The following is a 12959-nucleotide window of genomic DNA, read 5'->3' on the forward strand; positions in this document are numbered from 1 at the left end:
GAAACCGACACCTGCTCACCGGTCGGGAACGGTGGGGAATCCCGGGCACGAGACGCGGGGGAGCTGTGGGATCGTGGAGGCTTTGACACCACGTCCTGCCCGCCGTACTCAGGGATTTGTCATGAAATTTCGGATTATGGGGGCATTGTCGATACATGACGGCGCCGAGGATCGTACCCCCACCGCGCCGAAGCACCGTGACCTGCTGGCGATGTTCGTGCTCAACGCCCGCCGCCCGCTCACCGTCGAGCGGCTGCGACAGCTGCTGTGGCCGCTGGAGGAGGGCGACCGGTCGGACTCGCTGATCCGCGGCTACGTCGGCCGACTCAGGCAGCTGATCGGCAAGGACGTCATCACCACCGTGTCCGGCACGTACACGCTGGCCGTCAACGACGACCAGCTCGACGTCGGTCGCTTCCGCCGACTCGTGCATGAGGGGCTGTCCGGGCGTGACGGAGGGAAGCTGCGGGAGGCGCTGGACCTGTGGCGCGGGCCGGTCCTGGCGGACGTGGACCCTGACGCGAGGCGCTGGGCCGAGACCGGGCGGCTGCGCGAGGAGCTCGAAGAGCTTCGATTACTCGCCCTTGAGCGCCGGATCGAGCTCGACCTGGACGCGGGCCGACACCGCGAGCTGCTGTCCGAGGTGCGGGGGCTGGTCGAGCGGCACCCGCTCTGGCAGCGTTTCCGCGGCCAGCTCATGCTGGCGCTCTATCGCAGCGGGCGGCGCGTGGAGGCGCTGGCCGCGTACACGGCGCTGCGCGCCGAACTCGACGGGCACGCCGTCGAGCCCGATCCCGAGCTGCAGCTGCTCCATCACCGCATGCTGCACGACGATGTCATGCTGCACGTCTCCGCGGGCCCACCGGTGCTGTTGCCTCGGGACGTCACCCACTTCACCGGCCGCGCCGACCTGCTCGATCAGGTGTTGTCCGGCCTGGTCGTCGTGCACGGCCAGGGCGGGGTGGGCAAGTCGGCGCTCGCCGTACACGCCGCCTGGCGGCACAGGGAAAGCTTCCCCGACGGGATCCTGTACGCGGACCTGCGCGAGTCCACCCGGCCCGGCGCGATCCTGGAGGACTTCCTGCGCTGGCTCGGCTGCCCGGCCCAGGGGATACCGGCGTCGGAGGGCCAGCGGCAGCGGCTGCTGCGCACCTACACCGCCAACCGCCGCATGCTCGTCGTGCTGGACGACGTCACCGACGAGTCCCAGGTACGGCCGCTGCTCACCTCGTGCCCCACCGTGATCACCAGCCGGTCGGCGCTTGGCGGCCTGACCGGTGCCGTACGGCTGCCGCTGGGCGTCCTGGACGACGACGAGGCCCGTGACCTGCTCGTCAAACTCATCGGCGAGGAACGGGCCGACGACGGCGGGGTGCGGGAGCTGATGCGGTTCTGCGGCGGACTGCCCATCGCGTTGCGCATCGCCGGATCCCGCCTGGCCACCAGACCGGGCTGGACGCCCGGTTACCTCGCGAGCCTGCTTGAGGACGAGCGCGGACGGCTGGACCGCCTCCACTCGGGCGACCAGACGGTCCGCAGCGTGTACGCGGTCGGCTACGAGGGCCTGCCCGCGTCGGCGCGCCGCATGGTGCGGCTGCTGGGCGCGCTCTCGGCCCCCGACGTCGCCGACTGGGCCGCCCAGGTCTTCGGCGACCAGGCCGACGCGCTCGTGGACGCCGGTCTGCTGGAGGCGCACACCGTGGATGTGGCGGGCCAGGTCCGCTACCGCATGCACGACCTGACCCGGCTCTACGCCCGCGAGCGGCTGGTGGAGGAGGAGGGCGTGCATGCCGTACGGGATGCGCTCGCGCGGCTCCAGGTCGTCGTGACCGCCCGGGTGCAGGCGTCCCGGTTCCCGCTGGTCTCCGGTGAGCCGACCATGCGCGGCTTCGTGACCAGGGACATCAAGGAGTCGGTCGAGTGGCTCGTCGCCGAGCGCGCGTTCCTCGCCGCCCTCGTCGGCGACCTGTACGGCGCCGGCCTCGACGAGGGCGCGTGGCGGCTCGCGCACCTGCTGGGCCCGTTCCTGGAACGGCGGCGCTTCCTGGACGACTGGCGGCCGGTCGCCGAGACCGGCCTCGCGGCGGCGCGGCGCACGGGTGACGCCCGCGCCGAGGCCCTGCTCCTGCGCGACCAGGGCGACCTGTGCCGGGCCGAGGGCCGGTGGGCGGAGGCGCTGGAGCTGCTCACCCGGGCGCTCGGTATGTCCAGCGGCAGGGAAGCCGCGCAGGTCCGGCGCAGGATCGGCCAGGTTCACCTGGAACAGGGCCGTCTGGACGAGGCGGAACGCCAGCTCGCCTCCTCCCTGCACGCCTTCGGCGGCGGGAGGACCGGCGCCGAGGCGCAGCAGGCGCTTGGCGCGGTGCTGCGGCGGGCCGGTCGCCCCGACGAGGCGGCCGACAGGCTCGCCGCCGCCGCGGGCTTCTTCGACGCTCTGGGCGACAGGCACCGGCACGCCGACACCCTGCTGGAGCTGGCCGCGGCACGGCTGGCGCAGCGGCGGGTGCCCGACGCCAGGGACTGCGCGCAGCGGGCCAGGTCCATCGCCGTACGGCTCGGCGACCGGCTGCTGGACGCGCACGCGCTGCTGGAGCTGGCCCGGGTCAACCGGGCCGAGGGCGACCGCGACACGGCGCGCAAGCTGGCCGAGGACGCGTTCAAGATCTTCGACGGCATCGCCGACGAACCCGGCAGGGCGACCGCGCTGAAACTCCTCACCACCCTGCTCTGACGGCTCAACATCGCCTCAACACGGCCTCAACATCACCCGCGTTAGCTTCCTCTCGTCAGTCCAACGGACACATGAGAGAGGAAGCTCACGATGACGTTCATCACCTTCCGCACCTCGATCGCCGCCCTGGCTGTCGCCGGGGCCGCGACGACCGGGCTCGTCGCCGCTCCTGCCGGTGCGACCGCTTCGGGGGCGACCTCGGCGTCCGCGATGGCGTCTGCCTCCGGCTCCTGCGGCGCGGGTGGCGCGTACATCAACTTCGCCGCGCACTACCACAACAGCAGCCGGTACCACGTCTTCACCAAGTTCGCCTGGACGATCGCCGGGGGCGGCGTGGGCAACAAGAACAACGTCGAGTTCCGGGTGAAGCACGACAACCGCCTTGGCCACGACCCGATCTACTGGACCTGGAGGTCCCCGGACAACATCCGCAAGGGGTACTCCGAGGTCAACTCCGGCACGCGCAACGGCGGGAACCCGGTCCCGAGGAGCGGCATCAGGGTGCCGAAGAACAAGGCGGCGTACGTGGAGTTCAAGGCCGTCTTCGACAAGAGGGGCACCGACCCGCGCTGCACGGGTCACACGCGCAACGTCTGATTCCGGTAGCTGAGGCGGGGCCGTGTCCTCCGGGGCGCGGCCCCGTCCGGTCGAGGGAGGTTCTCATGAGTCGTCGTCGCGTGGCGCTCGCCGGACTCATGGTCGCGGCGGTTCTCACCGGTGGCTGTGCCGCCGTAGAGCCAACTCGTCCGTCCGCCCAGCCGCCGCCCACCCCGATGATCGTCGCGGTCTCGTCCGACGGTGTGGTGGTGGCGGACCCCGGCAGCGGATCGTACCGGGGCTACTCCTCGCGCGGGGAACCGCGCTGGACGGACCGGGAGGCGTACCGCCAGGGCGCGGAGGTCGTCTGCGCGGCGCGCTGCCCCGACGCCGTGCTGTCCGCGCCCGCGGGTGACGTGCCGACCTGGCGGCGGCCGATGGGTCACGCCGCGCTGGGGGGTGCCGAGGGGAAGCGGGTGCTCAGCGTACGGGGGCCTTCGGACGCCGTGCTGGCCGAAGGCGGCTGGCTCACCCTGCTCAGGGAGGGCGTGAAACGAACGCGGATCCCGATCCCCGGTGCGGCGGGGCTCCTCTGGGTTGAGGACCCGGCGCGGTCGGCCGCCCTCATCGCGTACGACGACCCGGACGTCGCGGGGGCCGACATCCGCTGGTTCCGGCGCGACCGGCACGGCTGGCGGCCGACCGGACGCACGGTGCCCGCGGCGGGCGTGTGGGGGGCCTGCCTGGCGGACGGCGGCGATCTGACCGTGCTCACCGGTCCCGGCGCGCGGATGCTGGTGAACGGCCGCACGGTGCCGCTCCGGACCGACCTGAAGGTCGCCGCGGAGTGCGCGGCGGGCCGGGACGGCGCGGTCGTGCTGGACCGCTGGGTGGACGAGCGGGGCGTACGGCACACGGCCGTCCGGGGCGTCGGTGTGGACGGGCGTCAGACCTGGGCCAGGGAACTCGCCACCGAGGTGACGGTCGCCGCGGAGCCGGACGGTCGCCGGTTCGTGTTGGTCCACGACGGGACGGCGGAGATCGTCGACGCGCGGGGCCGTACGACATCACGGTTCGGCGGGGTGGTGGCCGCCGCGTTCGCGAGGAAGGGAGAGCTCATCACATTGGACGCGGGAGCACGGCCTGGACGCCTCGAACTTGGTTGAGTGGATCAGTACCGTATGGGGCATGGTTGCCCCTCTCGCTCCTGAGGATCCTCCGCGTCTGGGTGAGTTCGAGCTGCTGGGCCGACTCGGGGATGGCGGTCAGGGAATCGTCTACCTGGCCCGCGATCCCGTTGGGCAGCGGGTGGCGGTGAAGGTGCTGCTCAGGACCGACGCCGAGGCCCGCGCCCGGCTGGCCCGCGAGCTGGCGGCGGTGGAGAGCGTGGCGCCCTTCTGCACCGCTCGCGTGCTCACGGCCGTGCCGGACGGGCCGCGGCCGTACGTGGTGAGCGAGTTCGTGGACGGGCCGACGCTGGCGGAACGGGTGCACGAGCGCGGCCCCCTGCACGGCGGCGAGCTGGACCGGCTGGCCGTCGGCACCACGACGGCCCTGGCCGCCATCCACGCGGCCGGTGTCGTGCACCGCGACTTCAAACCGAACAACGTGCTGCTCGGCCCGGATGGTCCCCGGGTTGTCGACTTCGGCATCGCCCGCGCGGACGGCGTCACCACCATGACCAGCGGACTCATCGGCACCCCCGCCTACCTCGCGCCCGAACAGCTTGGCGGCGCCCCCGCCTCACCCGCCTCGGACGTCTTCGCCTGGGCGAGCACCATGGTCTTCGCCGCCACCGGCGTCTCCCCGTTCGCCGGCGCGGGCCTCGCGGAGGTGCTGAACCGCATCGTCACCCACGAACCGGACCTGTCGGCGGTCCCGCCGCCGCTGCGCGACCTGGTCGCCGCCGCCCTGGAGAAGGACCCCTCGCACCGGCCGACGGCGGGCGAGCTGCTGTCCCGCCTGATCGACCCGGTCTCCGGTGGCCGTGACCGCTCGATCGCGGAACTCACCAGCCTGGGCAGCCGCCTCGCCGCCGAACCGGACACCACGGCCCCGCCCTCCTCACGGGCCCCAGGGCCCGTCGGGTGGACCGCCGGGCGGGGCCGCCGTACCGCGCTCGTCGTGGCTGCGCTGGTCGCGGTCGCGGTTGGGGCGCTCACCTGGTTACGGCCGTTCGGCGGGACGGGGTCCCAGGCGTCCTCAGGCACCGGTGAGCCAGGCTCCCCATCGTCGTCCCCGTCGTCCTCACCGTCGGGTTCGGGGGAGGTCTCGCCCAGCGGGGTCCCGGACGGGGGGCCGCAGGTGTCCGACAGGTTCGGGCGCACGGTCAGCACCGGATTCGGTACGACGGACGAGAGACGCCACTGGTCGGTCGGCGTTCCGGCGAGCGGCTACTCGGTGGACGGCGAGAAGGGCCGGATCACGATGCTCCCCGGAGCCAGCTCCGCCGCGTATCTGGACGGGGTGAAGGAGACCGGGACCGACCTCGGCTTCACCTTCGCCAGCGACAAGCCCCCCACCAATGGCGGGATCTACGTGTCCGCCGTGGGGCGCAGGGTCCCGACGGTGGGGAGTTACCGGGCGCACGTGAGCCTGCGGCCCACCGGCAAGGTCCTGTTCCAGCTCATCCGCACCGAGGCGGGCCGCGGTGAGATCGACCTCGCACAGCCACTGGGGGTCACCGAGCTGACAGCGGCCGTGGGGGTCGCGATGCGGGTACGCGTCCAGGTCACCGGCACGTCGCCGACCACGATCCGCGGCAAGGTCTGGGCCGTCGGCGCGGCCGAGCCGGACTGGCTGCTCTCCGTCACGGACACGACCCCCGGGCTCCAGGTCCCGGGTGGGGCCGGTATCGCGACCTTCTTGTCTCGTAAGACCACCGAAGCCCCCGTCACGGTGACCGTGGACGACTTCGCCCTGACCGCGACACCGGGATGACCTCCTGGAACGCGACCAGGCGTCGACGGGCTTGGCGAGACCGACGCGGGATCGCCTCAGACCCAAGCAACGATGAACAAGCCTGAATTCTGAACATCGCCAAGGCACAGTACGGGCACCCTGGGCTTCGACCGTCTCGCGAACTCATTCGGTGCGGTTCGGGCCCGACACGCTGTGGCTGCGACTCCACACCGACGACCTGGACGCGGCGGCGGGCAGGCTCGCCGCCATCGGTATCCACCCGTGCGACGAGGTGGAACCCCTGGAGAACCTCGATTCCAGAAGCCACCGAATCGAGAACCCGGCCGGTTTCGTGCATCTGCTCGTGGCCCTCGGCGATCGCCCCGGTCGAACGGCGTGCAACCGCGACCCGCTCGTGACGTCGGGTTCGGCGAGGCGGCGTTCCAGAACCGGATCGTCCGGAGGGGACGGGTGACAGGATGGCCGCCATGCCCTACGACCCCGCCCCCGCCCCTGCCCGTGAGGAGTTCCTCGGTCTTCTGGACCACCTCGACGCCACAGACCGCCACACCCGGCCTTCCGGCCACGTGCTCACCGGTCTCAACGACCTCGATTCACTCACCCTCGGCCTGGAGCCCGGCACCCTGACCGTCGTGGCCTCCCGTCCCGGCGTGGGAAGCACGACGCTGCTGCTCGCCTTCTGCCGGGGCATGGCCCTCGTCCGCGACACCTCCACCCTGCTGGTCAGCTACGAGGCCTCCCGCCGCGATCTGCTCACCCGCATCGTCTCGACCGAGGCTCGCGTCGTCTACTACGCGCTGCGCTCCGGTCACCTGACCGACGACGACCGGGCCAAGCTCGCCCGCGTGGTGCCCCGCCTCGCCGAGGCCCCCCTGCACCTGGCCGCCCCGGCCGACTGGACCCTGAGCGAGCTGGGCGAGCACATCACCCGCGCCTGCGCCACCGGTGAGTCCGCGGTCCGCGTGGTCGCCGTCGACGGCCTGCGCCACATCCGCCCCGACGTGCGCGGCGACACTCAGGAACGCGAGACCACCGAGATCGTCCAGACCCTCAAGGCACTCGCCGTACGGCTGGACATCCCCATCGTCGTCACCACCGACCTCGACCTCCCGCCCGGCGCGGATCCCCGGCAGCCGCCGAACCTGTACACCGACCTGTGCGGCGCCGTCGCCCGCGCCGCCGACCTCGTCATCCTGGTGCACCGCGAGGACGCGGACGGGCGTGACTCCCCCCGCGCGGGGGAGGCCGACCTGATCGTGGCCAAACACCGAAGCGGTCCCGTGGCCACGGTGACCGTGGCCTTCCAGGGCCACTACAGCCGCTTCGTGGACATGAGAACCGACTGACCCTGGATCAGGGTTCCGTGCGCCGGTCGATGCCGAGGGTGGCGATGAGGTCCTCGTGGAGCTCGAACCAGACACGGTGGCAGGAATCGACGTCGGTGCGGTCGACCCAGGAACCCTCCCCGGCCCTGGCGCGTGCCAGGGCCGTACCGAATCGTCTGTCGTATCCCCGGAACCGGGTGAGGACGTTCCCGAGCCGGTCCACGAGCGGTGTCAGCGCACGGCCGATGCTGGCGAGCTCGGACAGGACTCCGTCGTCCCAGGTGGGATCGGAGTGGTCGTTGACGGCGAGCCGGTCGTCGGCGGTCGGCCGGAGCTGCCAGTCGGTGCACGCCTGCAGCAGGAGGGCGTTCAGCCCGAGGAACACGCGGTGGACGTCACGGACCTCGTCGGCCCCGCCGACGTGCGCGAGCTCTGCCGCGAGCTGACGCTCGTTCTCGGCCTTGCCCGCCTCGGTCAGCGACCAGCCGCCGGTGTCGGCGAAGGTGCTGTACGCGACCCAGCCACGTGCCTCGGCGTCGTGCAGCGCCTTCTCCGTCTCGGCCACGCCGAGCCCGTACCGGCGAGCGAGGACGGGGGTGTCCGCATATCCGGTGACGCGTACGGCGTGCAGGACCAGGAGGTCGGACGCGGAGTCCCGTGTCACGAGTCGGCCTCCTGCCGGGTCGTCAGGCGGGTGTAGTGCTGCTGGCACGCCTGCGGGGAGTTGAACCCCATCGCGTGCGCCATCTGCGCCCAGGTCAGTCCCGCGCTCCGGGCGGTGAACAGCAGGGCGGATTCGAGCCCCTCCACCTCGGCGCGTGCGGCGTGCAGGAGGGCGAGTGCGCTCAGGATGTCCTCCGGGTCCAGGTCGGCGTAGCGCCAGACGGCGAACTGCACGAGGTCCACCGCTGACGGCGGGGCCGGCGGGGGCCGCCATGGGCGGGCGTCGAGCGCGTCCGCGCCCAGGTTCAGCAGGCGCTCCCGCGCGTCCTGCTCACGCCGGGCCTGGAGCTGGTCGGCGTCCGAGGTGTGCTTGCGAGACATGCGACCCATGCTGCACAATCAACAAAATGTTGTCAACAAACCATTGAAAGGAGGCCGATGATCGTACCCCTGGCGGAGGCCACGGCCGACACCTGCGGGGGCAAGGCCGGTGCGCTCGGCACGCTGCTGCGCGCGGGCCTGCCGGTCCCCGACGGCTTCGTCCTCCCGTTCGCCGCCTACCTGGACGCCACCGTGCTCATCGAACTGGGCGGCGTGCTCGACGAGCTCGGCGATCCGCCCGTTGCGGTGAGGTCGTCGGCGTCGAACGAGGACACCGCCCAGGCGTCGGCGGCCGGGCAGTACGACAGCTTCCTCGCCGTACGCGGGATCGACGCGGTGGCCGACGCCGTACGCGCCTGCTGGGCCTCACTGCTGTCGCCGCGCGCCGTCGGCCACCGCGCCGATCCCGTGATGGCCGTCATCGTCCAGCGCCACCTGGACGCCGAGGTCTCCGGAGTCATGTTCACCCCCGCGAGCCCGGACAACACGACCGAGATCGAGGCCTCCTGGGGCCTCGGCCCCAGCGTCGTCGGCGGGACGGTCACCCCCGACGCCTACCGCGTCTCCAAGGACGGATCGACAACGCACACCATCGCCGACAAACAAACCCGTCTCGACCGGTACGGCACGCGGCTCGTCGTCCGTGACGTGCCCGAGCACGCCCGGCGCCAACCCGCGATCGACGACGCGACCGCCACGCGGCTCGCCGAACTGGGCAGGGAGATCGCCGCCCTGCTCGGCGGCCCGCAGGACATCGAGTGGGCGATCACCGACGGCCGCGTCTGGGTGCTGCAGGCGCGACCCGTCACCGCCGCGCTCCCACGGCCCTCCGCTCTCTCGACCACCCCACCGGCCGCGCTCACCGGAACACCGGGCAGTCACGGAACCGCTACCGGCACCGCGAGGGTCGTCCGCGGTCCCGCCGACTTCGCCCGCGTGCGCCCCGGCGACATCCTGGTCTGCCCCTTCACCGACCCCGCCTGGACGCCGCTGCTGCGCGTCGTCTCCGGCGTCGTCACCGAGACCGGAGGCGTGCTCTCCCACGCGGCGATCGTCGCCAGGGAGCACGCCATCCCCGCCGTCCTCGGCGTTCCTGACGCGACGAGCAGGCTTCGCGACGACACCGTCATCACCGTCGACGGCACCGCGGGCACCGTTATGACGCCCTCACGATCGGAAGGAGACGGGAGCCGCATTCCCGGACACCGATGACAACACGAGTCCTCTATCTGACGCGCCACGGCGAGGCCGACGCGTTCGGGAACCTCACCGACGCCGGACACCGGCAGGCGAGCCTGCTGGGTGAACGGCTCGCGGGCGTGCCCATCGACACCGTGTGGCACTCTCCGCTGCCCCGCGCCGAGGCGAGCGCGCGCGAGACCGCCCGGCACCTGCCGAACGTGCCCGTGCTCAAGGCCGCAGAACTCGTCGACCACGTGCCCTACGTCCCCGGCGCCGCGGAAACGCCCCCGTCCTGGGTCGGCTTCTTCGACGGCTACGACGCCGCCGAGGCGGCATCGGGCCAGAGGCTCGCCGAGGCCCTGGTCGCCCGGTTCGCGAGGACTCCAGAGCCGGGCCAACCCGACCTACACGAGGTCCTGGTGACGCACGCCTACCCGATCGCGTGGCTGGTACGGCACGCGATGGACGCGCCGCCATCCCGGTGGCTCGGACTGAACAGCGCCAACACCGCGCTGACGGTCATCGACTACCGCGGGAATCTGCCTCCCACAATCGTGATGTTCAACGACATGAGCCACCTCCCACCCGCCCTCCGATGGACCGGCTTCCCCAAACACGCCAGACCGTGAGAGACGTCAAGGCCGGGCAGGCTCCTGGACCTTCCGCACATGGGTGGTTCCGGCGTCGAGGCGGGTGCCGTCGGCGCCGGTCGGCGCGAGTTCCGGCACGGGGTGGCCGTGCCGGTCGACAAGGGTCGAGTGGGCCTCACCGGGGGAGAAGGCGTGGCGCTCTCCCCACTGGCGCAGGGTGAGGATGACCGGGAAGAGGTCGCGACCGGCGTCGGTGAGCACGTACTCCTGCCGACGGCCCGACGACGCGGTGCGCTGGGCGAGAAGTCCGTGGCTGGTGAGCCTGCGGAGCCGGTCGGTGAGGATGTTGCGGGCGATTCCGGTGCGTCGCTGGAACTCGGTGAACGACCGCGCCCCGTCCATCGCGTCGCGGATGACGAGAAGGCTCCACCTGTCGCCGACGAGGTCGAGCGTGCGGGCAACGGGACAGTGAGGGTCGGTCCAGTCGAGCTCCGGATCGCGCATGGCGAGCACCTCCCGATGAGTTGCAGATTGAAACCATTATGCCCTACGGTCAAATTGGTTGCGATCTGCTACTGATTGGGGTTGGGGTGCGATGAACGGGTGGCGGCGGTTGCTGCTCGCGATGGTGTGCGGGGTCGCTGTGGCGAGCGTCTACGCCGCGCAACCGGTTCTGGAACCGATGGGACACGACCTCGGCGTGTCGGCGGAACTCACCGGGTGGATCGTCGCGACCGGTCAGATCGGCTATCTGGCGGGGCTGGTGCTGCTGGTGCCACTCGGCGACGTGGTCGACAGGCGTCGGCTCATCGCCGTGCACCTGGCGCTCACCGCGGTGGGCATGGTCCTGACGGCCTCGGCGTCAGTCGCGTGGGTGGCGTTCGCGGGGCTCGCGGCGGCCGGGGTGTTCGCGGTCGTGGTGCAGACCACGGTGGCCTACGCCGCGTCGGTCTCACCACCCGCCGAACGCGGAAGGAACATCGGTGTCGTGACCTCGGGTGTCGTGGTCGGCATCCTGGGCGCGCGGGTCGTCACCGGCACGCTCACCGAGATGTGGGGCTGGCGGAGCGTCTACGCCGTGCTCGCGGTGCTGTCACTCGGGCTCGCGGCCCTCGTCCTCGTCGCGCTGCCACCGGAGGAGCGTCCCACCCGGCCTGCGGGATACGGGCGGGCCGTCGGCTCACTCGGCGGACTGTTCGGGCAGCGCGGCTTCCTGACACGCGGGCTCGTCGCGTTCTTCCTGTTCGCGTCGTTCGGAACCCTGTGGAGCGGGCTGGCCCTGCCGCTGACGGCCGCGCCGTGGCGGCTGGGCGAGAGCCAGATCGGGCTGTTCGGCATCGCCGGACTCGCCGGCGCCCTCGGCGCGGCACGCGCGGGACGGTGGGCGGACGCGGGCCGGACGGCCCCGGTCACCGCTCTCGCGCTCGTCCTGCTCATCGCCTCGTGGGCGGCGATCGCACAGCTACCGTGGTCGCTGTGGCTGCTCGCCGCCGGAATCGTGGCCCTCGACTTCGCGGTCCAGGCCGTGCACGTGAGCAACCAGCACCTGCTCACCGCCGCGTATCCGGGTCGGACCAGCGGCGTCATCGGCGGCTACATGGTCTTCTACTCGTTCGGCTCCGCCCTCGGCGCGGCCACGACCACCGCCGTCTTCACCGCCCACGGCTGGGTGGGTTCCAGCCTTCTCGGGGCCGGATTCGCGGCCTGCGCGCTGGCCGTCTGGGCGGGCCTCCAACCGGGGAAACCGCGACGCGATGAGGCCCCTCGACCGAGATTCGATCAAGGGGCCTCATCCACGGGTGGTCGAGTGTGGATCAGCAGATGGAGTGGACGGCGTCGACCCCACCCAGGCCACGGTCGGGCACTGAGACCTCGCCACCGTTGGGCGGCACGGTGACGATGTGCTCCCACCGGTTCTCTCCGGCGAGCCAGTTGGCCAGGTTGACCCGGTAGGCGGTGTTGTTGACGGCGGCGCGGGTCTTGTCGCTGTATCCCTGGGCGCCGATGTTGTTGAACCAGCACCCCTCGGGAAGGGTGAGGAAGCGCCTGCCCGCGCCGTCGAACAGGCAGACACTGTCGTTGGAGCAGTTCAGGTTGGAAGCCGCGTTCACGGCCGCCTGGGCGGGCACGGCGCCCGCCGTGAAGGCGGCGGCCAGAACCACGGCACCGGTCAGCGCCAACCGCGCGACACCGGCGGACACACTGGTCATTCTCACGATCTCTCCCGGCAGGTCGAAGGTGGAGTGAACCCGTGATGCCGGACATAGCCTCCCGGTCATCACTTTGGGTGATCGAGCGACTTCATGGTGTCAGCGCCGCCGATCCCGCGCCACTCTTTTTCCAGGTCGCCCTAGCCTGGCCTTCGTCTGGCGCACTTCGAGTGAGACCCCGCTCATCCGCGCATTCGCCAGGGCGGCCACAGACATCCAGCGACCGGCGGGGAGCGACGCGGACGGCGTCTCCGTACCAGGAGAGCCGACGCGGCGAGCGCATACCGTGATCCATCCCGGTTCCCACCGGCTGATCAGACGCGAGACCGTCACCGCGAGGAGTTTGCCCGGGTCACAAATGGCGTAGAAGGCGGTGATCCTCGCCGTCGACGGTCCCGATCGGGAAGACCCCTGTGGG

At 71.7% G+C, this 12959-nt stretch carries 13 protein-coding genes; 9 read left to right on the top strand and 4 right to left on the bottom strand.

The genetic code is table 11. The features are described from left to right. Positions 1 to 121: 121 nt before the first annotated feature. From FHS44_RS10090 to FHS44_RS10115, 6 genes are all read left to right on the top strand, one after another. Positions 122 to 2731, top strand: coding sequence for an AfsR/SARP family transcriptional regulator (locus FHS44_RS10090; protein WP_184713708.1), 2610 nt, complete (start codon positions 122 to 124; stop codon positions 2729 to 2731). 90 nt (positions 2732 to 2821) lie between these two features. Continuing rightward, positions 2822 to 3328 carry a hypothetical protein gene (locus tag FHS44_RS10095; RefSeq protein ID WP_184713709.1) on the top strand — a complete coding sequence of 169 codons (507 nt, stop codon included), beginning with the start codon at positions 2822 to 2824 and terminating at the stop codon, positions 3326 to 3328. 65 nt (positions 3329 to 3393) lie between these two features. Next, positions 3394 to 4434 (top strand): hypothetical protein, encoded by a 1041-nt coding sequence (locus tag FHS44_RS10100; protein WP_184713710.1) that lies wholly within the window; start codon positions 3394 to 3396, stop codon positions 4432 to 4434. A gap of 22 nt (positions 4435 to 4456) precedes the next feature. Continuing rightward, positions 4457 to 6208, top strand: a complete 1752-nt coding sequence (locus FHS44_RS10105; RefSeq protein WP_184713711.1) for a serine/threonine-protein kinase — start codon at positions 4457 to 4459, stop codon at positions 6206 to 6208. A gap of 151 nt (positions 6209 to 6359) precedes the next feature. Next, positions 6360 to 6644, top strand: coding sequence for a hypothetical protein (locus FHS44_RS10110; protein ID WP_184713712.1), 285 nt, complete (start codon positions 6360 to 6362; stop codon positions 6642 to 6644). Positions 6645 to 6657: 13 nt separating this feature from the next. Beyond that, a complete protein-coding gene (locus FHS44_RS10115; RefSeq protein WP_184713713.1) occupies positions 6658 to 7536 on the top strand; it encodes a DnaB-like helicase C-terminal domain-containing protein in 879 nt (292 codons plus the stop codon). Positions 7537 to 7543: 7 nt separating this feature from the next. Here the strand turns inward: FHS44_RS10115 and FHS44_RS10120 are convergent, their stop codons facing one another. Beyond that, on the bottom strand, positions 7544 to 8179 hold the full coding sequence (locus tag FHS44_RS10120; RefSeq protein ID WP_184713714.1) for a transcriptional regulator: 636 nt from the start codon (positions 8177 to 8179) through the stop codon (positions 7544 to 7546). After that, the gene (locus FHS44_RS10125; RefSeq protein WP_184713715.1) at positions 8176 to 8559 is read right to left on the bottom strand and encodes a DNA-binding protein; all 384 of its coding nucleotides are present in this window, start codon (positions 8557 to 8559) and stop codon (positions 8176 to 8178) included. Before FHS44_RS10125 ends, FHS44_RS10120 begins: the two co-directional genes overlap by 4 nt. Positions 8560 to 8616: 57 nt before the next feature. Here FHS44_RS10125 and FHS44_RS10130 point away from each other — a divergent pair, with 57 nt between their 5' ends. Continuing rightward, complete coding sequence (locus FHS44_RS10130; RefSeq protein WP_184713716.1) at positions 8617 to 9771, top strand: PEP/pyruvate-binding domain-containing protein; 1155 nt, start codon at positions 8617 to 8619, stop codon at positions 9769 to 9771. Continuing rightward, the gene (locus tag FHS44_RS10135; RefSeq protein ID WP_184713717.1) at positions 9768 to 10370 is read left to right on the top strand and encodes a histidine phosphatase family protein; all 603 of its coding nucleotides are present in this window, start codon (positions 9768 to 9770) and stop codon (positions 10368 to 10370) included. The genes FHS44_RS10130 and FHS44_RS10135 overlap by 4 nt, the downstream gene beginning before the upstream one ends. Positions 10371 to 10376: 6 nt before the next feature. Here the strand turns inward: FHS44_RS10135 and FHS44_RS10140 are convergent, their stop codons facing one another. Then, positions 10377 to 10835 carry a winged helix-turn-helix transcriptional regulator gene (locus FHS44_RS10140; protein WP_184713718.1) on the bottom strand — a complete coding sequence of 153 codons (459 nt, stop codon included), beginning with the start codon at positions 10833 to 10835 and terminating at the stop codon, positions 10377 to 10379. 91 nt (positions 10836 to 10926) lie between these two features. On the opposite strand from FHS44_RS10140, the gene FHS44_RS10145 reads away from it, so the two are divergent. Beyond that, positions 10927 to 12228, top strand: a complete 1302-nt coding sequence (locus FHS44_RS10145; RefSeq protein WP_184713719.1) for an MFS transporter — start codon at positions 10927 to 10929, stop codon at positions 12226 to 12228. Here the strand turns inward: FHS44_RS10145 and FHS44_RS10150 are convergent. Continuing rightward, the gene (locus tag FHS44_RS10150; RefSeq protein WP_184713720.1) at positions 12146 to 12547 is read right to left on the bottom strand and encodes a hypothetical protein; all 402 of its coding nucleotides are present in this window, start codon (positions 12545 to 12547) and stop codon (positions 12146 to 12148) included. The two genes, FHS44_RS10145 and FHS44_RS10150, sit on opposite strands and share 83 nt — an antisense overlap. Positions 12548 to 12959 lie beyond the last annotated feature (412 nt).

Source organism: Streptosporangium saharense, assembly GCF_014203715.1.
In the GTDB taxonomy this organism is placed as follows: domain Bacteria; phylum Actinomycetota; class Actinomycetes; order Streptosporangiales; family Streptosporangiaceae; genus Streptosporangium; species Streptosporangium saharense.